General features: G+C 70.5%; 21 protein-coding genes. 15 read left to right on the top strand and 6 right to left on the bottom strand.

What is annotated here, in order from left to right; translation table 11 throughout:
- Positions 1-46: 46 nt before the first annotated feature.
- The 6 genes from OHB09_RS15310 (at position 47) to OHB09_RS15285 (ending at position 6,492) form a co-directional block, all read left to right on the top strand.
- The gene (locus tag OHB09_RS15310; RefSeq protein ID WP_006138296.1) at positions 47-400 is read left to right on the top strand and encodes a DUF6507 family protein; all 354 of its coding nucleotides are present in this window, start codon (positions 47-49) and stop codon (positions 398-400) included.
- A complete protein-coding gene (locus OHB09_RS15305; RefSeq protein ID WP_328922109.1) occupies positions 397-3,096 on the top strand; it encodes a hypothetical protein in 2,700 nt (899 codons plus the stop codon). Before OHB09_RS15310 ends, OHB09_RS15305 begins: the two co-directional genes overlap by 4 nt.
- Complete coding sequence (locus tag OHB09_RS15300; protein WP_191889799.1) at positions 3,096-4,112, top strand: hypothetical protein; 1,017 nt, start codon at positions 3,096-3,098, stop codon at positions 4,110-4,112. The genes OHB09_RS15305 and OHB09_RS15300 overlap by 1 nt, the downstream gene beginning before the upstream one ends.
- A gap of 196 nt (positions 4,113-4,308) precedes the next feature.
- Positions 4,309-5,094, top strand: coding sequence for a hypothetical protein (locus OHB09_RS15295; protein WP_191854899.1), 786 nt, complete (start codon positions 4,309-4,311; stop codon positions 5,092-5,094).
- A 120-nt stretch (positions 5,095-5,214) separates the two neighbouring features.
- Positions 5,215-5,841: a hypothetical protein gene (locus tag OHB09_RS15290; RefSeq protein WP_328923021.1), complete on the top strand. Its 627-nt coding sequence runs from the start codon at positions 5,215-5,217 to the stop codon at positions 5,839-5,841.
- A gap of 264 nt (positions 5,842-6,105) precedes the next feature.
- The gene (locus tag OHB09_RS15285; protein WP_328922108.1) at positions 6,106-6,492 is read left to right on the top strand and encodes a peptidase inhibitor family I36 protein; all 387 of its coding nucleotides are present in this window, start codon (positions 6,106-6,108) and stop codon (positions 6,490-6,492) included.
- A gap of 90 nt (positions 6,493-6,582) precedes the next feature.
- Here OHB09_RS15285 and OHB09_RS15280 read toward each other — a convergent pair whose 3' ends face one another.
- The 3 genes from OHB09_RS15280 to OHB09_RS15270 are packed head-to-tail and all read right to left on the bottom strand — an operon-like array spanning position 6,583 to position 7,880.
- The gene (locus OHB09_RS15280; RefSeq protein ID WP_328922107.1) at positions 6,583-6,834 is read right to left on the bottom strand and encodes a DUF397 domain-containing protein; all 252 of its coding nucleotides are present in this window, start codon (positions 6,832-6,834) and stop codon (positions 6,583-6,585) included.
- Positions 6,827-7,027, bottom strand: coding sequence for a DUF397 domain-containing protein (locus OHB09_RS15275; protein WP_328922106.1), 201 nt, complete (start codon positions 7,025-7,027; stop codon positions 6,827-6,829). Before OHB09_RS15275 ends, OHB09_RS15280 begins: the two co-directional genes overlap by 8 nt.
- Positions 7,028-7,034: 7 nt before the next feature.
- The gene (locus OHB09_RS15270; RefSeq protein WP_328922105.1) at positions 7,035-7,880 is read right to left on the bottom strand and encodes a helix-turn-helix domain-containing protein; all 846 of its coding nucleotides are present in this window, start codon (positions 7,878-7,880) and stop codon (positions 7,035-7,037) included.
- A gap of 215 nt (positions 7,881-8,095) precedes the next feature.
- Between OHB09_RS15270 and OHB09_RS15265 the strand changes: the two genes are divergently transcribed.
- The 5 genes from OHB09_RS15265 (at position 8,096) to OHB09_RS15245 (ending at position 13,304) form a co-directional block, all read left to right on the top strand.
- The gene (locus OHB09_RS15265) at positions 8,096-8,539 is read left to right on the top strand and encodes an ATP-binding protein (RefSeq protein WP_167795181.1); all 444 of its coding nucleotides are present in this window, start codon (positions 8,096-8,098) and stop codon (positions 8,537-8,539) included.
- Between the two features lie 31 nt (positions 8,540-8,570).
- The gene (locus tag OHB09_RS15260) at positions 8,571-9,353 is read left to right on the top strand and encodes a trypsin-like serine peptidase (protein WP_167795180.1); all 783 of its coding nucleotides are present in this window, start codon (positions 8,571-8,573) and stop codon (positions 9,351-9,353) included.
- Positions 9,354-9,408: 55 nt separating this feature from the next.
- Positions 9,409-11,196 carry a serine/threonine-protein kinase gene (locus tag OHB09_RS15255; protein ID WP_328922104.1) on the top strand — a complete coding sequence of 596 codons (1,788 nt, stop codon included), beginning with the start codon at positions 9,409-9,411 and terminating at the stop codon, positions 11,194-11,196.
- A gap of 55 nt (positions 11,197-11,251) precedes the next feature.
- The gene (locus tag OHB09_RS15250) at positions 11,252-12,253 is read left to right on the top strand and encodes a C40 family peptidase (RefSeq protein ID WP_006139161.1); all 1,002 of its coding nucleotides are present in this window, start codon (positions 11,252-11,254) and stop codon (positions 12,251-12,253) included.
- A gap of 361 nt (positions 12,254-12,614) precedes the next feature.
- Entirely contained in the window at positions 12,615-13,304 is a 690-nt protein-coding gene (locus OHB09_RS15245; protein ID WP_006139160.1) for a phosphatase PAP2 family protein, read from the top strand.
- 195 nt (positions 13,305-13,499) lie between these two features.
- Here the strand turns inward: OHB09_RS15245 and OHB09_RS15240 are convergent, their stop codons facing one another.
- Positions 13,500-13,676 carry a hypothetical protein gene (locus OHB09_RS15240; RefSeq protein WP_006139159.1) on the bottom strand — a complete coding sequence of 59 codons (177 nt, stop codon included), beginning with the start codon at positions 13,674-13,676 and terminating at the stop codon, positions 13,500-13,502.
- 114 nt (positions 13,677-13,790) lie between these two features.
- Between OHB09_RS15240 and OHB09_RS15235 the strand changes: the two genes are divergently transcribed.
- Together OHB09_RS15235 and OHB09_RS15230 are read left to right on the top strand one after the other, a co-directional pair.
- Positions 13,791-14,624, top strand: coding sequence for a hypothetical protein (locus tag OHB09_RS15235; RefSeq protein WP_006139158.1), 834 nt, complete (start codon positions 13,791-13,793; stop codon positions 14,622-14,624).
- A 106-nt stretch (positions 14,625-14,730) separates the two neighbouring features.
- Complete coding sequence (locus tag OHB09_RS15230) at positions 14,731-14,892, top strand: hypothetical protein (protein WP_167795840.1); 162 nt, start codon at positions 14,731-14,733, stop codon at positions 14,890-14,892.
- A gap of 71 nt (positions 14,893-14,963) precedes the next feature.
- On the opposite strand, the gene OHB09_RS15225 is transcribed toward OHB09_RS15230, so the two are convergent.
- The gene (locus tag OHB09_RS15225; RefSeq protein ID WP_093600013.1) at positions 14,964-15,359 is read right to left on the bottom strand and encodes a metal-sensitive transcriptional regulator; all 396 of its coding nucleotides are present in this window, start codon (positions 15,357-15,359) and stop codon (positions 14,964-14,966) included.
- A 269-nt stretch (positions 15,360-15,628) separates the two neighbouring features.
- On the opposite strand from OHB09_RS15225, the gene OHB09_RS15220 reads away from it, so the two are divergent.
- Together OHB09_RS15220 and OHB09_RS15215 are read left to right on the top strand one after the other, a co-directional pair.
- Positions 15,629-16,249, top strand: a complete 621-nt coding sequence (locus OHB09_RS15220; protein ID WP_006139155.1) for a DUF47 domain-containing protein — start codon at positions 15,629-15,631, stop codon at positions 16,247-16,249.
- Between the two features lie 9 nt (positions 16,250-16,258).
- Positions 16,259-17,257: an inorganic phosphate transporter gene (locus tag OHB09_RS15215; RefSeq protein ID WP_191854889.1), complete on the top strand. Its 999-nt coding sequence runs from the start codon at positions 16,259-16,261 to the stop codon at positions 17,255-17,257.
- A 288-nt stretch (positions 17,258-17,545) separates the two neighbouring features.
- On the opposite strand, the gene pstB is transcribed toward OHB09_RS15215, so the two are convergent.
- Positions 17,546-18,322: a phosphate ABC transporter ATP-binding protein PstB gene (pstB, locus tag OHB09_RS15210; RefSeq protein WP_006139153.1), complete on the bottom strand. Its 777-nt coding sequence runs from the start codon at positions 18,320-18,322 to the stop codon at positions 17,546-17,548.
- Positions 18,323-18,348: the final 26 nt, after the last annotated feature.

The raw sequence follows: 18,348 nt of genomic DNA, 5'->3' as shown, positions 1-18,348 counted from the left end.
TGCGCACGTGTCGGGCTGGGATCTGAAGCCGCAGGGTATTCAGGGCGTGTTGAAGACGACGGGCGAGAAGGCGTCGCACATCGAGAAGCACGCGAAGGCGTACGGGGAACACATGACGTCCGCGGCGACCAGCGCCGGCACCATCTCCGCCGAGGGCGGGGGCGAGGGCGGCGAGAAGGCGCAGGGCGGTCTGGTCGCGCTGGCCCTGTCGCAGTACGCGGATCACGCGGTGAAGGACCTGAAGTTCATCGCGGCCAGGGCGGGCAAGTCGCTGCAGGGCGCGGTCGACGCGACGACTGCGTACCTCAACGGTGACGAGGAGATGGCGGCGGAGGCGCAGCGCAAGGCGCTGTCGGCCCCCGACATCGACCCGAAGAAGCCCGGGGTACAGACGAGGTGATCGACCCGTCGAAGATCCCGCAGTACACCGGTGATCTCTTCCAGTTGCAGCTGGCGCATCAGGGGTTGAAGTCGGACGCGGGTGCGGTGCGGACGACCGGTAGTGATGTGCATGCGAAGTTCCAGGGGTTGTCGGCGTATTACAAGGCTCCGGAGGCGGAGCAGTTGTTCGCGTCGACGAAGCCGGTGAAGGACCGTGCGGATGAGTTCGCGACGGATCTGGAGACGGTGTCCTCGGCGTTGTCGTCGTATGCGACGGAGATCCGTCCGCTGGTGTCGAAGCTGGCGGAGCTGAAGACGAAGGCGACGACGTTCGTCAATGCGGTCAAGGACGACGACGACTGGGAGTACGACGGGGACAAGGTCGAGGAGCACAACGGGATCCGGGACGAGATCACGACGACGGTCGCGGCGTTCTGGGCGGCGGAGCGGACCTGCCACAACAAGATCACGGCGATCTTCGGCGGGACGCAGATGGTCGCGGGTGACGGGTCCGAGCGGGAGGACCAGTACGGGTTCGATGCGGAGGATCTGAAGAACGCGAAGCTTCCCTGGGGTGACCCGGTGGAGGAGAAGCATCACTGGTACGAGGTCGGCCACTGGGTGAAGTCGTTCGTGTGGGACGGCCTGATCGTGGACGGTGTGTGGGGCACGATCAAGGGCCTGGGCACGCTGGTGGGCTTCGGTGGCTGGGAGGCGATGGGTCAGGCGTGGAAGGGCCTGGCGCAGCTGGCCACGGGTCTGGTGATCTCCTCGATTCCTGGTGCGTCGACGTTGTTCTGGACGTTGCCGGACGACAAGTTGCCCTCCTGGTTGCGGGACTCGCGGACCGCGATGAAGGAGACGGGCAAGGCGCTGGTGGCGTGGGACGAGTGGGGGAAGAATCCCGCGCGTGCGGCGGGTGCGGTGACCTTCAACGTGCTGACGACGGTGTTCACCGGTGGTACGGGGGCGGCGGCCTCGGGTGCGGGCAAGGCCGGTGCGGTGGCCAAGGCCCTGTCGGTGGCGGGCAAGGCGGGCAAGGTCATCGACCCGATGACGTATGTCATGAAGGGTGCCGGGGCGGGTCTGTCGAAGATCGGCGACATCAGCAAGGCGCTGAAGGGCGTCGGCAACATCGAGATCCCCAAGCTGCCGGAGAACGCGATCACGCTGCCCGAGGGCGCCCTGAAGCTGCCCGACGGGTCCTTCCACCTGCCCGAGGGCGCGGCGGTCCCCGAGGGAGCGGTCAAGCTCCCCGACGGCAACTTCAAGCTGCCCGACGACGTCCCGGCCCTGCCTGAGGGCACGACGAAGCTGCCGACGGAGCCGGGGGCACCGGCGCAGTACCTGGACCCGCACGGCAACGTGCTGGACGGCCAGGGCAACGTCGTGCACGCGGGCCAGGACGCCCCGACCGACATCGTCGACAAGCCCGACACCACCTCCGGCAGCGGGACGAGCGGCGCGGACAATCCGCACACCCCGTCCCCGGTCAAGGAACCCGCCCTCGTCGGCGCGGGCACCCACACCGCGGAGAACGCCGGACAGCACATCCGCCTCGGCAACAGCCTCGACGACAACCTCGCCGACCTGGGCCGCGTCGGCGACGACGCCGGTAAGACGACGCCGGTCGTCCACGCCGGCGGCGAGACCCCCGTCGTCCACGCGGGCGGCGACCACCTGCCCGGCGGGCACGCGGGGGACCACCTCCCGGGCGGTCACACGGGCGACCACCTCCCCGGCGGCACGGCCCACGAGCACGGGCCCGGCCCCTCGGCGAGCCACGAGCCGCCCCACGGGGGGCACGGCGGTCATGGGGACGGGCCGGGCGGCCCGGGGCACGAGGGTCCGGGGGGCGGCGGTCATCACGAGCAGCCTGCGACGGGTGGTCAAGACGGTGGTCCGGGAGGGGCTGCGGACGAGGGCGCCGTCGGTGGCCACCGTGTGGGCGAGCACCCTGGGGCCGGAGGCGGGACGGGCGGCCCGGGCGGAAGCGATGTCGTGGACGCGGGGGCCCATGATGGTCCGGCGGGCTGGCAAAGGCCGCCGGACGAGATGGGGCCGTTGGAGCGCGGAGGCGAGGTTGAGCAGGCGGTTCGGGACCAGATCCGCGGCACGAAGGTCAAGCCTGGTGACGTGGAGGCGATCCTCGACACCCTGGCGCACGACCCGGCGGGCAGGGAGATCGCCGATACCATCGCCTCGGGCCGGTTCAAGGACGCTCCCAATTTCTCGGATGTGGTGTCGAACCTGTCACGGCCCAGCGAGCTACCCGGAGCCCGGGAGCAGATCCGTCTGGCCAACAGACTTCACGAAGACGGAATTGCCGACATCTCGTTCGAGGTGAAGCAAGGCGGCCACGAGATCAAGCCGGGAGTCTTCACCGATGCGAGAACCGATCTCGACCTCATGGCCCGGGATGCGAGAGGTCGGGTTCACGGTTACCAGTTCAAGGACATGACGGGTCCGGATTCTCCGGCAGACGCGAGCAAAGTCGTACGGAACGTCTTCAAGAAGATCGGTCAGCTAACCGAATCGCACGCCGATGTCCAGACGTTCGTCGTCGACACGAAGGCGTCGCTGGCGGACATGGAAACTCAGATCGGTCGGTTGCAGAAGGGCTACGAAGGTAAGAACGTGCAGTTCGTCATTCGTACGCCGGAAGGGGAGATCTTCATCCCCCGTGACGGCGAGTTCACCCCGGAAGGTGCGTAGTGATCGCGACAACGCCGGTCGCCCGCTGGGCCTGGGGCCGTGACGACGACACCGGGGACGACCTGACCCGCTGTCTTCGCGACGCGCTCGCGGCCCTCGCGGTGCTGGCGCGGCACCAGTTCGCTTCTCAGGTCGGTGAGCTGCGTGTGTCCGTCAAGGAAGCCGGAGTGGCGAACACCTACCTCTTCCGCGGTGACATCCCTGTGCGGGCGGGCGGGGCGAGCCTCAGGGAAGACCTCGACCGGGTGGCGGATCAGGTCCGGGGCGCCATGAGCTCGGGGGAGATCGGCGCCGTGGACGTGTCCGTCACCTGTGGTGGTCCGGTCGCTACCGCCCACGGGCAGGAGCTGGTTGAGCGTCTTTTCCTGCTTGGTGCCTCGGCCTTCGCGGAGTTCGTGACGGTCGACCTGCTGACATACACGGACGCCTGGCTGCCGTACGACCTGAAAGGCCGGCCTCAGCCCGAAGTCCACCTGGCGAACGCGCCGCGTCTCGCCGCAGTCCTGCACGACCTGGCCGAGACCCTCGGGTCGGAGACCGAGCCGGATGACCCGACATATTTCGCCAAACCGTCCGAGACCGGTGCCGAGAACTTTTTCACGGCAGAGGGCAAGGCGTCGGACGTGTGGAGGAGTTTCGAGATTCCCCGCCGGTACGACGTATTCCTTCATGCGCCGGGTTTCGGGCGGATCGGTTACTCGCGCAAGGCGAAGGGGGAGGTCAAGTGTCTCCCTGTGGAGAGCGCGCACGGACTTCTCGGATACGTGTGGGCGTCCGACGGTGAGAACGCGGCCGGATTCGAACCCACGGACGTGGGCGACGATCTCGTCTATCGCGCGGGCCTGGTGTGGCTGGAGCGCTTGCAACGGGCGCATGGGCGCGGACTGACCCCCGAAGCGGCGCTCGAGGAGCTCTCCGGACTGCTTGACGAGGACGGGGCGGGGTACGTGGTGACGTCAGAGGGGCCGCGGTCGGTCTCTCTCGATGCCCTTCGGGAATCGACGAACAGCGATTGACACCGCTTCAGCGAGTCGCCGGGGTGGGTGCCCGCCCCGCCCTGGCGCTCAAGGTGCTGGGCAGCTTTCGAGGACGGCCCTCGAGCCGAGCGAGGCCACCTACTTCGGGCAGTCCGACGCGTATGGGCCGGCAACCTCCGATCTGATCGACGGCGAGGGCCCCGACCGCACGGGCCCCGAGCGAGAAAGCGGTGACGTGCAGCCTCCGAAGTGTGTACGGGACGGGCGCTGTGCGACCGTTGTGGCCCGGCTACGGGGCATCGACTGGGTTGACGCCGCCGCCGCGTACGAGCACGCCGACTCGCGGGCGCTGCTGATGCGGGAGTATCTGCGGCGCACCGCCGAGTGGGCGGAGGCCCTCGGGGACCGGGAGGGGTGGCCCTTCTTCGACCTCGCGGAGCGCGTCGCCCCCGGCGTCGCGCTCGCGCCGGAGGTCGAGGCGGCTCTGGACGAGGTGCTGGTGGAGGTCTCCCCGGCCTCGCTGCGGCAGGCCTGCCGGGCCGCCGTCCGCTGGGCCGCGCTGCGGGAGGCCGGCACGGAGCTGCCCTCAGGGCCCTCCGAGGACCCGTACGAGCCGCTGCTCCTGATGTGCGAGCGGGGCGGCGGCTACTTCATCGAACAGTTCATCGATCTCAACGGCGTGATGGTGCCGCTCGGCACGGTGGACAGCAACCTGTCCACGCCGCCCTTCCCCACCCTCGCGCCGTCCACCCTGGACGCGCTGGACGGCGAGGGCGCCGTCACCTACTACGCCAAGATCGACGAGGGGCACCCGCGCGAGCGTCCGCGTGGCCTCGTCCGACGGCGCACCGACGAGGACGAGACCTTCGACGAGGCGTTCACGCGCAACCTCCGCTGGGAGCCCACGGAGTACCTGCGGCTGTACGACCTCGGCCACAACGAGATCGACCACGTCGAGATCACGGCCGCCGAGGCGGCCCGCTTCATCGAGGACGCGGTGCGCCGCCTGAGCGCGGCGTAGGGGGTTGGTGCGCGCGAGTACGGCGGTCGCCGCGAAGAGCGGCGATCGCCGTCCCACCGGCGAGTCGCTGGGTGCGGTGCGTCCACCGCGCCCCCCGTGGGGAGGGACCCGGTTTCCGTGATGTGCGCGCCTGAGGAAGCCGCTTCCTGGGAGTGGGAGCTCGACGCGTTCGCGCCTCCCGGTCTCGACTCCGCGCTGACGACCGCCGTGCGCATGTCGGAGGTGCTCCGTGAGCATGGGCTGCTGCGGCCCGACAGTCTGCGGTGGAGGTGGTTCGTCAAGGGGCGCGGCAGCGTGGGAACCACGGAGCTCGCGGTGCCGGAAAGCCCGACCGAGGGGGAACTGTCCCGGGGGATCGCCGGGAGCCGTCCTGTGGCACATCCGAACGCCGAGGTCGGTGCCCTCCGCATGTCAGGAACGGGAAGCTGGTTCGACGCCGAGGGCGCCGAACGCAGGGAACGTGATCTCGTCGTCCTGACCGTCTATCCGGAGGAACGGCACCTGGCCGCCGAGGTAGCGGTGTACCACGACATCTGGGGATACTGCGATTTCCGCGGCGAGCCGCACCCGAAAGTGCAGGCGCGCAACGCCCCCCGCCTCGCCTCGGCGCTCAGGGCGCTGGAGCGCCTTCTAGGGACGGCACCCGAGCCGGGTGAGGCCACCTACTTCGGGCGGGCCGACGGGTACGGGCCGGCGATGCCCGATCTGATCGACGGCAAGGGACCCGATCTCACCGATCGGCTCTGAACGGAGGCGACCGCCGTGCGTGCGACGGCGTGCGGGGTGGTGGGTGTGCGCGTGGTGGATACGCCGTGGCGCTCAGGCGATCGGGTGAATCGGTGAAAACACGCTAAGCGGGCTTATGGGGGCGACCCATACTGGCGGCGTCCCGCAGGTCGACCACCCGTGCCCTCGGCACGCCGTGCCTCTGCCTGCTCTCGAACGGTTCTGCTCAGCCGGTCCGGAGCGGCATGGCCGCTCCCGCCGGCGACGAGGAGAAGGAGCTGCATCATGCCTCGCACCCGCATCCGCTCGTTCGCCGTGGCCGCGGTGGCCCTGGCCGCCGCCCTCGGGGTCGTACCCACCGCCACCGCCGCCCCCGAGGCGGCCGCCGGCCGGGCGGCCTACCGCTGCACACCCGGATACTTCTGCATCTACAGCGACTGGAACGGCGGGGGCACCCGCTGTCAGTGGTCGCAGGCCAAGAAGGCCAACACCGCCGACGACTGCTCCTTCATCCAGCGCGGCCAGAACGTCCGCTCGCTCTGGAACAACACCGGGCACCGCGTCCAGTACTACACGCACACGAACTACCACTCCCGCGTCGGCTCCACCCTCGCCCACACAGGCGGCAACCTCCAGGGCAACTACCAGATCCGCTCCTTCAAGCCGCAGTAGAACAGGGCCCACTTCTCGGTGTGTGACGTCAGGGCCGTCGCAGCGTCCCGGCGGACGGTCCTGACGTCACAGTCGTGCGGGGTCTGGGCCCTACGCGCCCTCGACGCCCTCGACGAAGTGGTCGAACTCGCCCGCCTGGACGCCCAGGACGAAGGCCTCCCACTTGCGGCGGTTCGTCGTGACGACGGTGTCCGGGGCGGTCGTCTCGCGGAGGTAGACGGGGGCCTCGGGGTCGCCCTCCGCGTAGCCCTCGCCGTACGCGATCTCGATCCAGGGGCCGGGCCCGGGATCGTCCGGCGGCGCGGCCCGCTCCCAGACGAGGCCGGGGGGAACGTCAGCCATGCGGGTTCTCCGTGGACTTGAGCGTGCGCAGGAGGGCGTGGAAGGCGGGGGCGGGGGTGGAGAGGACGGTTCCCGAGGGGTCCCCGCTCTCGGTCAGGAGGACGGCCCCGACGGGATCGGCGCCGACGTGCACGCAGGAGTTGCCCTGTGCGCAGTACGACGACTTCTGCCAGGTGGAGGCGGATATGGGCATCGGTTCCTCACAGGTCTCGGGCGATGCTGTGGATGAAGTCCCGTGACTGCTGGGGCGGCAGCGCGCTGGCCTCCATGCGGTCGAGCAGGACGCGGTACTTGTCGAGCTGTGCCTCGGAGTCGAGGAAGGCAGGGCCGTGCGACTGATCGAGATTGACCGTGTCCAACTGCGGGACGTAGCCCCGGGAGTAGTAGATGGACTGGCCGGACCCCGGGAACGTACCCGCCTCGAACGGGATGACATGCAGGCTGACGTGCTCCTGCTCGCTCATCCGCAGAAGGTGTTCGAGTTGCGCGCGGGTCACCGAGGCACCGCCGAACCGCATGCGCAGGGCGGCCTCGTGGATGATCGCCTGGTGGGGCGTCGGGGAGTCGCCGTAAAGGATGGCCTGGCGCTTGACGCGGAAGGAGACCCGGTGCTCGATGTCCGGGGGTGACATCTCGGGTACGTCCTGGCGGAAGATCTCGCGCGCGTAGTCGGTGGTCTGGAACAGGCCGGGGATGTGCACGGTGACGGCGGACCGTAGTGCGGTGGCGTGGTGCTCGACCTCCGCGAGGTCCAGCAGGACGGCGGGCAGCAGCTCCCGGTACTGCTCCCACCAGCCGCGGGTCCGGTCGGCGGCCATCCGGCCGAGCGCCTCGACGAGCGCCTTGTCGCCGCACTCGTAGTGGCAGGCGAGAGTGCGGACGCGTTCGGGGCTGACGCCGACACGGCCGGCCTCCATGTTGCTGACCTGGGTCTGCTTGATGCCGATGAGTTGACCGGCCTGGGTCGCGCTGAGCCCCGTCCGTTCCCGGAGTTTCCGCAGCTCCGTGCCCAGACGGAGCTGGCGGCCGGTCGGGTTGCTTCTCACGGTGTGGCCTGCCTTCTGGCGTGCTCCGTCACCCACAGGGGTGGTAGTGAATCAGATTCCCGGCAATCGGTTCATACATTTTCACTGTGCCGCTACCTTATAACTCGGCGCCCTCGCCCAGAAGTGCCCCGCTCGACGGAGCGGCGAAGGTCACTGGGCATCCGCACGCGAACTCTCCGCACCCCACCCGCTCCCCTCAGTGATCGGAGTCCTCCATGGCCACCGTAGCGCCGTCCTGGGCCTACACCCTCCACCTTCCGAACGATCCACGGGCGCCCGGGATCGGGCGCGGGACCCTGCGGCGGGTGCTCGGGAGTTACGGGCTCGAGCCGCACACCCCGACCGCCGAGCTGTTCGCCGCAGAACTGCTGGCGAACGCGCAGGTGCACACCAAGGGGGCGTACGCCCTGCGCATCCGGTACGACGGCGGGCGCGGTCGGTTGCGCGTGGCCGTGTGGGACCAGAGCCCCGCGCTTCCGCCCGGCTTCGGCGGGCGGGGCGGGGGCGTGCCGCCGGGGGCGACGGCCGGGGCTTGGGAGGAGTCGGGGCGCGGGCTGCACCTCGTGCGGGCGTGCGCCGACGACTACGGCGGCTACACCCTGCGCGAACTCGGCTCCGCGCACGGCGGCAAGCTGCTGTGGGCCGAGTGCCGAGTGTGACCGGTGGGACCCGGGGTACCCCCCGGCTGACATGAAGCGCCACAGACGCGCGCCGGGCGGCGGCTCCCGCCGCTCCGGCCGCCCCTGCTCGCGGCACCTCCTGCTCGGCTGTGCGGTGCTGCTGACCGGCACGTGCGTCAGCGTGGCCTCCGCCGAGGAGGGGGCCGGGCGTCCGCCCCTCGGGGTGACCCGGACCGTCCCGCCCTCCCCGCGCACCGCGCGGGTGGGCGTCCTCCTCGACGAGGACGGCCGGCACTTCTGCACCGCCTCCGTCGTGCACAGCCCCGGCCACGACCTGATCGTCACCGCCGCGCACTGCGTGGACGGCGGGGGCCCGCTGTGGTTCGCGCCGGGGTACCGGGACGGTACGGCGCCGCACGGGGTGTGGAAGGTGCGGGAGGTCTTCTACGACGAGGAGTGGGCCGAACGCGCGGACGAGGACCACGACCTGGCCTTCGCCTCGCTGGACCTCGGCGAGGGCGGCCGGGGCGTGGAGGACGCCGTCGGCGCGAACCCCCTCGACGGCGGGTTTCCGCGCGGCCCCGTCACCGTCGTCGGTCACCCCGCCGCCCGCGAGGCCCCGATCGCCTGTACCGCCCGGCCCGTCGCCTTCGGGCCCACCCAACAGCGCGTCGACTGTCCCGACTTCACCGGCGGCACCAGCGGTGGCCCCTGGCTGGACCGGGCCGGGGAGATCGTCGGCGTGATCGGCGGTCACGAGGAGGGCGGCGCCACGGCGGACGTGTCGTACAGCGTGGTGGTGGGGGAGGCGGGACGAGCCCTGTACAAGGACGCGTCGTCGGGAGCCGGCTGACGGGTGTTTAGGTCGGGGTCGCCCGCCGTCGGACCCTTGTGGCAGGGTTCGTCCCGTGGAGGCACTCAAGACACAGGACCCGGCCCACATAGGCGAGTACCTGCTGGTCGCGCGCTTGGGCGCGGGCGGCATGGGACAGGTCTACCTGGGGCGGTCGCCGGGCGGGCGGTTCGTCGCGATCAAGGTGATCCGGGACGAGATCACCGATCATCCCGAGGCGCTGGCGCGGTTCCGGCGCGAGGTGGCGACCGTGGGCGCGGTGCGCAGCGCCTACACGGCGAGTCTGATCGACGCCTCGCTGGACGCGCCGCCCTACTACCTGGCCACCGAGTACGTGACGGGTCCGACGCTCGCCGGAGCCGTCGCCGCGCGCGGGCCGTTTCCCGCGGCCACCTGCCGCAGCGTGTGCGCGGCGCTCGCCGAGGGGCTCGCGGCGGTGCACCGGCACGGGGTGACGCACCGGGACCTCAAGCCCCAGAACGTGATCCTCGCGGCACAGGGTCCGCAGCTCATCGACTTCGGCATCGCGCGCGGCGTCGGACAGACCGCGCTCACGGAGGCCGGATACGTGCCGGGCACGCCCGGGTTCACCTCGCCCGAGGTGCTGCTGCGCAACGAGGTCGGGCCGGCCGCCGACGTCTTCGCGCTCGGCGCGACCCTCGCCTACGCCGCGACCGGACGGCCGCCCTTCGGCCAGGGCGATCCGACCGGGGTGAGCTACCGGGCCGTCCACGAACCGATCGACGTCGAGGGTGTCGAGCCGGAACTGGCCGCGCTGATCGGGGCCTGTGTGGCGAAGGATCCGGCTCAGCGGCCGGGTCTCACCGAGGTCATCGCCCGCTGCGGGGTGCGGTCGGCGATCGTCGAGGACGCGTTCTACGGGGAGCTGGCCGGGCTGGCGCAGGCGGTGCCGCAGGCCCCGGCGGGTGGCGAGCCGCCGGCCGGGGTGGTGCCCCCGGGGCCGCACGAGCTGCCGACGGCCGGCGCCGGCGGGTACGGCGGCCCGGCCTACGCGCCGACCTACGTCCCCACGGCGGCCTCCTTCCCGGCGCCGCCCGTCGCACCGCCCGGGCGCCGGCGGCTCGCGCCCTGGGCCGCGGCCGTGGCGCTCGCACTGGTCGTCGGGGCCGGCACGGTGACGGCGTACCTGCTGCTGCCGCACGGCAAGGACGGCGGCGGACACGAGAACGAGGCCGGCGCCCGGCCCCGGGCGAGCGGTGCCCGCACCTCGCCGAGCGGGCAGGCGAGTCCCGCTCCGGGTGCGACGAAGGCCAGTGCCAGTGCGAAGGCATCCGGCGCCACCGGTTCCCAGGGCGTCCCCACCTACATCGACACCTCGCTGGACCTCGACCGCACACTTTGGGACTCGGAGAAGGGCATCTGCAACCTCCCGCCCGAGGAGCGGGCCACCTCGGGCTTCATGATGTCGTTCGTCGATCCGGACCACCCGGACGAGACCTCGCCCGACGCCGTGCTCCACCACAAGATCGAGATCGGTGTCCGCGACAAGTGGGGGGCCGAGGCGGACACGCCGTACTACGTCACCGTCACCGTCAAACCGCCGCACGACATCGACCCGGACACCGGCAGGCCCACCGGGCTCGGGCAGGTGAACGCCGCGATCGGCTACGCCGCCAGGCCCGTCGACCTGCACGCCGGCGCCGGGGACGACTGGACGACGTTCACCTACCCGGACGACTTCCAGAGCTGGCAGGGCGCTGAACGGACGTCGGGGGCCATTCCGCTGACCAACGACCCCGGAGACTGGACGGTGCAGTTCCACCACGTCGCCAGTCCGAAGGAGTACCCCAGCATCATGTGCACCGGTTTCCGGGCGAAATAACGCCACTCTCGCGGAAACACGCCTGAACAGAGCGGGTATGGGGGAGAGTTGAACCGTGCGTAGAGCGTGGGTGATCGGGGGAGCCGCGGCCGGGGCCGGCCTCGGCTTCATGATGGTGCTCGTTGTCGGCGTGTACATGGTCGCGGGCAACCTCGCCAACGGCGTCGGACAGGGGAGCGTCGGGCTGGCCAAGGGGGCCGTGCCCGCGGCGTACCGGGCGCTGGTCCAGAAGTGGGGCAACTCCTGCGAGGCCCTCAATCCCGCTCTGCTGGCCGCCCAGCTCTACCAGGAGAGCGGCTGGGACCCGGACATCGTCAGCCCCGCCGACGCGCACGGCATCGCCCAGTTCATCCCCAGCACCTGGGCCACCCACGGCATAGACGGCAACGGGGACGGCCGACGCGACGTCAACGACCCCGCCGACGCCATCCCCTCCGCCGCCTCCTACGACTGCAAGCTCGCCCAGTACGTCAAGAGTGCCTCCGGCGACCGGACCAAGAACATGCTCGCCGCGTACAACGCGGGGCCCGATGCCGTGCTGCGGTACAACGGGGTGCCGCCGTACGCCGAGACGCGGAACTACGTCAAGACGATCACCACGCTCGCCGAGAGCTTCGCCGCGCCCGTGTCGGCGGTGCCGCCCAGCGAGCAGGCCGCCGGTGCCATCAACTACGCGCAGTCCAAGCTCGGGACGCCGTATCTGTGGGGCGGCAACGGAACGGCGGCCGAGGGGGGCCGGTTCGACTGCTCGGGGCTCACCAAGGCCGCGTACGCCAAGGTCGGGATCACGCTGCCGCGCGTGGCCAACGACCAGTACAACGCGGGGCCCCACCCCAAGCGGAGCGAGCTGCGCCCCGGTGACCTCGTGTTCTTCTCCGACGACCTGACCAACTCGCGGGCCATCCGGCACGTGGGCATCTACGTGGGCGGCGGCTACATGATCGACGCCCCCAGAACCGGGGCGGTCATCCGGTTTGATCCGATCGACACCCCTGACTACTTCGGCGCCACCAGGGTCACCGAAGATGGCGCGAAAGCGCTCCCCAGCGCGGTGTGAAACAGCACCTCGGAGGGCATACGGGCCTTGGCCGGACGGGGGGCGCAAGGTGGCCAGGTGGCTTGATAGCGTCGCCCGTACGCACCCCCTGAGCTGCGGTGACGCATTTCTCTTCGATAACGTCTGCGTGATCATTCAGTGGAACGTGGAACGTTCCGGAGAACGGTGTGCGTTCCTGTTGACGTAGACAGCGGTAACCATCCGTGCGAATCCCGCCGCTCGCGCGTGGGGGCACGGAGACGGCCCGGCCGTTCTACGACCACGGGGTGCAACCGCGGTGACGCTGTACGTGTGCGCAGGCGCACGGACGACGGATCCGTACCGATGCGATGGGCAATGACGACGAAGGGGCCGCTGCACGATGGCTGGACTCGCCGAATCCTCCGGGTCGAACCCCGACGTCGAGCTGCTGTACGACATCAACGGCTTGGCCAAGGACGCGCCGCACTGGTTCGACCGGCTGATGGAGTTCATCGGCGAGTACGGGCTGCTGTTCGCCATGATGCTGCTCGTGCTCTGGTGCTGGTGGGGCGTACGCCGGCGGGGCGGTGAGGGCGCGGCGCCCTCCGTGGCCGCGCTGGTGTGGGCACCGCTCGCGGCGGGGGTCGCGGTGCTGGTGAACGTGCCGATCCGGGGCTTCGTGGAGCGGCCCCGGCCGTTCGTCGATCACGACGGCCTCGAGGTGCTCGTCGACGGCAAGGACGACTTCTCCTTCGTGAGCGACCACGCGACGCTCACCATGGCCATCGCGGTCGGGCTCTTCGTCGCCAACCGGCGCTTCGGCCTCATCGGCATCGGACTCGCCCTGCTCGAAGGCTTCTGCCGGGTCTACATGGGAGTCCACTACCCGACCGACGTCGTGGGCGGCTTCGCGCTCGGCACGGCGGTCGCGCTGCTCCTGTCGCCGGTGGCGATGGCCCTGCTGACCCCGGTGGTGCGGGCGGTGGAGAAGTCCCCGCGGCTGGGCTGGCTGGTGCGGGACCGGCGCCGGGCGGACATGGCCTCCGGCACCTCGGCCGATGTTCCGGGGGAACGCGACCTGGCTGCCTAGGATCTTTCGTTCGGATCGGGTCGGTCGGTCGGCCGACCGACCGACCGACCGGCGGGCGGGCGGGCGCGGTGCGTCTGCGGCCGATCCGAGCGGGGTCCGCGTGCCGGGCCCCGCGACGCCGGGACGATCCGAACGAGGGGCCCTGAGACGGCCGGTACCGCCCTCGGCCCGCGCAGCGCCCACGGGGTCTCCCCGTCAGGCGCCGGGGTGGGCGGCGGCGTGGTTCTCCGCGTCCGTCCTCGCCAGGCTCCTGGCCCGGCGTGCGGGGCCCCGCCAGCCGCAGGTGCAGCGGGCCGCGCAGAAGCGGCCCTGTTCGACCGTCGTCGCGCGGTGGGGGGCGGGGGTCGAGGCTTCGTGATTTTCTTCCGGCACGTCAACACGCTACCCACGGACCGTCCTGATCCGTCCTGCGCGTGACGGGTGTCCCCTGCCCTCGTTAACCGGGCGACTGGAGGGACGGGACCGACCCGGCTGGGGGTAACGGCGATGGTGGCGCGGCGGCACTGGCGGACGAGTGCGGTGGCCGTCCTGGCCGCGGCCCTGGCGGCCTGTGCGGGTGGCTGCTCCGGCGAGCGCGCCGGGGCGGAGGAGGCGGCCCCCGGCGGTGACACGATCACCGTGCTGCACGGGGCCGCCGACCGGCTCGTGAGGGCCGGCACCTCCAAGGCGCAGACCTCCATGGAGATGGCCACCGGCGGCACCCGCGTCACCATCCGCGGCTCCGGCGTCTACGACTACCGCGAGCGGCTCGGCCGGCTGAAGGTGCTGCTCCCCGAGGACCCCGCGGGGGCGCGCGAACACCGCCCCATCACCGAACTCCTCGCCCCCGGAGCCCTGTTCATGAAGAACCGCGGGGCCGGGGTGCCCGCCGACAAATGGGTGCGGGTCGACATCGGCACCCTCTCCGACGGCAACCTCGTCACCGGCGGCGTCACCGACCCGTACGCCGCGGCGGAGGTGCTGCGCGGGGCGCGCACGGCCACGTACCTCGGGCGGACCGAGGTCGCCGGGACGCCGGTGCGGCACTACCGGGGGACCGCCGACCTCGCGCTCGCCGCGCGCGAGGCCTCCGGGGTGAACCGGGGGCCCTTCACCGCGGCGGCCAAGGGGTTCGCCACCGCCGAGGTGCCCTTCGACGTGTACCTCGACGAGGAGGGACGCGTCCGCAAGATCCGGCAGCGGTTCAGCTTCGTGGGCGGCCAGGCCAAGAACCCGGTCGCCGTCGCGTCGACGGCGCTGCTGTACGACTTCGGGGTCGGTGTCGACGTCCGGCTGCCCCGGGGGGCCGATATCTACGACGGGAAAATTGCCGAAAAGTGACTGGCGCCACGCAGCGGGCGTGAGAACTAGCCCTTCCGTGCCATGCGCGGGGCGTGTGCCGCTCCCTACTCTTGGAGGTCGGTGACGGCAGGAAGAGGTGAGGCGCGTGGCTCCGGTCGGTGGGACGGCGGTGCAGGACCACGTGGCTCTCGCCGAGATCGAACTCTGCGGCGAGCTGATCATCGCGGCCTCCGCGGCGAGCGGGGAACGGCTGTCGATGGAGAGCATCGACCAGGTGCTGCGGGTGGGCGAGGAGAACGGGGACTGACGGGAGCGTCCTCCTCGCCTCGGTGACCTCGGTGACCTCGGTGACCTCGGTGGCTCAGGCGACCCCGGTGCCTACGTGCGCAGGAGGCGGGCGATCGCCTTCGTCGCCTCCTCCACCTTCGTGTCGATCTCGTCACCGCCCTTGCGGGCCGCGTCCGCGACGCAGTGCCGCAGGTGCTCCTCCAGGAGCTGGAGCGCGAAGGACTGCAGGGCCTTCGTCGAGGCGGAGACCTGGGTGAGTATGTCGATGCAGTAGACGTCCTCGTCGACCATCCGCTGCAGGCCCCTGACCTGGCCCTCGATGCGGCGCAGTCGCTTGAGGTGCTCGTCCTTCTGCTTGTGGTAGCCGTGGATGCCGCGGTCGTGGTCCGTGACCACGACGGCCTGGGCATCCGGAGCGGCCGGGGCGTCCGGCGCCGTCCTCGGGGAGGGCGCGGGCGGGCCGGCCTCGGGGGGCGGGGTCGTCATGGCGTCCTCCTGGGAAGCGCGAGAGGGAAGCGGTCGGGCAGGGGTGCCGGACGTTTCGGTGCCGACTCGGGCATACCCCCCACCCGTATATGGTAGTGGACTTCGCGGGGGAGGGAAGGCCCGGCCGGTACGCCCGTCCGTACTCGAGGACCCGCCCCGGTGCCGAACGCCGTGTTCGATGGGCGACACTGGGGGCGGCCCGTTAGCCGTGGCCGGATGATGCGCCTAGCATCAGCCTGACCGAAACCGAAGCATCCCGAGGACCCCACGTGCGCTTTCGTCTGACCCCCAGGGAGACGAGCTTCTACGACATGTTCGCCGCATCCGCGGACAACATCGTCACGGGCTCCAAGCTCCTCATGGAACTGCTCGGGGCGGACACCTCCGCCCGGGCCGAGATCGCAGAGCGTATGCGGGCCGCCGAACACGCCGGTGACGACGCGACGCACGCGATCTTCCACCAGCTGAACTCCTCGTTCATCACGCCCTTCGACCGCGAGGACATCTACAACCTCGCGTCGTCCCTGGACGACATCATGGACTTCATGGAGGAGGCCGTCGACCTGGTCGTCCTCTACAACGTCGAGGAACTGCCCAAGGGCGTCGAGCAGCAGATCGAGGTGCTGGCGCGGGCGGCGGAACTGACCGCCGAGGCCATGCCGAACCTGCGGACCATGGACAACCTCACGGAGTACTGGATCGAGGTCAACCGCCTCGAGAACCAGGCCGACCAGATCCACCGCAAGCTGCTGGCCATGCTCTTCAACGGCAAGTACGAAGCCATCGAGGTGCTCAAGCTCAAGCAGATCGTGGACGTCCTCGAGGAGGCGGCCGACGCCTTCGAGCACGTGGCGAACACCGTGGAGACCATCGCGGTCAAGGAGTCCTGAGGCGCGTCCATGGACACCTTCGCTCTGGTCGTGACCGTCGCGGTCGCGCTCTTCTTCACGTACACCAACGGTTTCCACGACTCCGCCAACGCGATCGCCACCTCCGTGTCGACGCGGGCACTGACCCCGCGTGCCGCGCTCGCGATGGCCGCCGTGATGAACCTCGCGGGCGCGTTCCTCGGCTCCGGGGTCGCCAAGACGGTCAGTGAGGGGCTGATCGACACGCCCGAGGGCTCCAAGGGGATGGGCATCCTCTTCGCCGCGCTCGTCGGCGCGATCGTGTGGAACCTCCTCACCTGGTACTACGGGCTGCCCTCGTCCTCCTCGCACGCGCTGTTCGGCGGCATGGTCGGCGCGGCGCTGGCCGGAGGGATCAAGGTCTACTGGAGCGGGGTGGTCGACAAGATCGTCATCCCGATGTTCCTGTCCCCGGTCGTCGGTCTGATCGTCGGCTACCTGGTGATGACCGCGATCATGTGGATCTTCCGGCGGTCCAACCCCCACAAGGCCAAGCGCGGCTTCCGGATCGCCCAGACGGTGTCGGCGGCGGGCATGGCCCTCGGACACGGTCTGCAGGACGCGCAGAAGACCATGGGCATCGTGATGATGGCGCTGGTCATCGCCGACGTCCAGGAGTACGGGAACACGATCCCGGTGTGGGTCAAGCTCGTGTGCGCGATCATGCTGTCGCTCGGCACGTACGCGGGTGGCTGGCGCATCATGCGGACACTGGGGCGGAAGATCATCGAGCTGGACCCGCCGCAGGGGTTCGCCGCGGAGACGACCGGCGCGTCGATCATGTTCACGACGGCGTTCCTGTTCAAGGCGCCGATCTCCACGACGCATGTGATCACCTCGGCGATCATGGGCGTGGGGGCCACACGGCGGGTGAACGCGGTGCGGTGGGGGGTCGCGAAGAACATCGTGCTGGGGTGGTTCATCACGATGCCGGCGGCGGCGATCGTGGCGGCGGTGAGTTTCTGGGTGGTTGACCTGGCGGTGCTGTAGCGCTCCGCCGGGTGGGGTGAGTGGGGCCGGGGGTGCGTGGGTCGGTGCGGGGCCGTTGTGGCTGGTCGCGCGGTTCCCCGCGCCCCTTTTGGGTCGGCTGGGGGTGTCGCCTGCTGGTGGGTACCGGTGTGGGTGGTCGCGCTCGCGCGGCGGAGCCGCGGATCGATGCGGCCTCGCGCCTCTTGGTCCGCCGGGGGCGGCGCACGGTGAAAGGGCCCGTCCCCCTGAGGGGGCGGGCCCTGGGCTCGCGGTGGCACCGCCATGCAGCACCGCGAGGGTTCGGGGGGATCAGCCGAAGCGGCCGGAGATGTAGTCCTCCGTGGCCTGGACGGACGGGTTGGAGAAGATCCGTTCCGTCTCGTCGATCTCGACCAGCTTGCCGGGGCGGCCGACCGCCGCGAGGTTGAAGAACGCCGTGCGGTCCGAGACGCGGGCCGCCTGCTGCATGTTGTGCGTCACGATGACGATCGTGAAGCGCTCCTTCAGCTCGCTGATCAGGTCCTCGATCGCGAGGGTGGAGATGGGGTCGAGCGCGGAGCACGGCTCGTCCATCAGGAGGACGTCCGGCTCCACCGCTATCGCCCGCGCGATGCACAGCCGCTGCTGCTGGCCGCCGGAGAGGCCGGAGCCCGGCTTGTTCAGGCGGTCCTTGACCTCGTTCCAGAGGTTGGCGCCCTTCAGCGACTTCTCGACGATCTCGCCGAGCTCCGCCTTCTTGTGGCTGCCGTTCAGCCGCAGTCCCGCCGCCACGTTGTCGAAGATCGACATGGTGGGGAAGGGGTTCGGGCGCTGGAACACCATGCCGACGTCCCGGCGTACCGCCACCGGGTCGATCCCCGGGCCGTACAGGTCCTCGTCGTCCAGCAGCACCTTGCCCTCGACCCGGCCGCCGGGCGTGACCTCGTGCATCCGGTTCAGGGTGCGCAGGAACGTGGACTTCCCGCAGCCCGAGGGGCCGATGAACGCCGTCACCGAACGCGGTTCGACGGTCATCGAGATGTCCTCGATCGCCTTGTGGGAGCCGTAGAAGGCGGTGAGCCCGCTCACATCGATTCGCTTGGCCATGACTGGTACTTCGCTTCCGGTCTCGT

Source organism: Streptomyces griseoaurantiacus, assembly GCF_036189845.1.
GTDB lineage: Bacteria > Actinomycetota > Actinomycetes > Streptomycetales > Streptomycetaceae > Streptomyces > Streptomyces griseoaurantiacus.
This window is presented reverse-complemented; position numbering and strand designations above follow the sequence as displayed.

Excerpts from the sequence above, each read along its gene's own strand:
- OHB09_RS15225 (WP_093600013.1), bottom strand. The coding sequence starts at position 15,359 with ATGACGACCCCGCCCCCCGAGGCCGGCCCGCCCGCGCCCTCCCCGAGG.
- pstB (WP_006139153.1), bottom strand. The coding sequence starts at position 18,322 with ATGGCCAAGCGAATCGATGTGAGCGGGCTCACCGCCTTCTACGGCTCC.
- OHB09_RS15265 (WP_167795181.1), top strand. The coding sequence starts at position 8,096 with ATGGCCACCGTAGCGCCGTCCTGGGCCTACACCCTCCACCTTCCGAAC.
- OHB09_RS15290 (WP_328923021.1), top strand. The coding sequence starts at position 5,215 with ATGTGCGCGCCTGAGGAAGCCGCTTCCTGGGAGTGGGAGCTCGACGCG.
- OHB09_RS15260 (WP_167795180.1), top strand. The coding sequence starts at position 8,571 with ATGAAGCGCCACAGACGCGCGCCGGGCGGCGGCTCCCGCCGCTCCGGC.
- OHB09_RS15215 (WP_191854889.1), top strand. The coding sequence starts at position 16,259 with ATGGACACCTTCGCTCTGGTCGTGACCGTCGCGGTCGCGCTCTTCTTC.
- OHB09_RS15280 (WP_328922107.1), bottom strand. The coding sequence starts at position 6,834 with ATGGCTGACGTTCCCCCCGGCCTCGTCTGGGAGCGGGCCGCGCCGCCG.
- OHB09_RS15275 (WP_328922106.1), bottom strand. The coding sequence starts at position 7,027 with ATGCCCATATCCGCCTCCACCTGGCAGAAGTCGTCGTACTGCGCACAG.
- OHB09_RS15285 (WP_328922108.1), top strand. The coding sequence starts at position 6,106 with ATGCCTCGCACCCGCATCCGCTCGTTCGCCGTGGCCGCGGTGGCCCTG.
- OHB09_RS15235 (WP_006139158.1), top strand. The coding sequence starts at position 13,791 with ATGGTGGCGCGGCGGCACTGGCGGACGAGTGCGGTGGCCGTCCTGGCC.
- OHB09_RS15245 (WP_006139160.1), top strand. The coding sequence starts at position 12,615 with ATGGCTGGACTCGCCGAATCCTCCGGGTCGAACCCCGACGTCGAGCTG.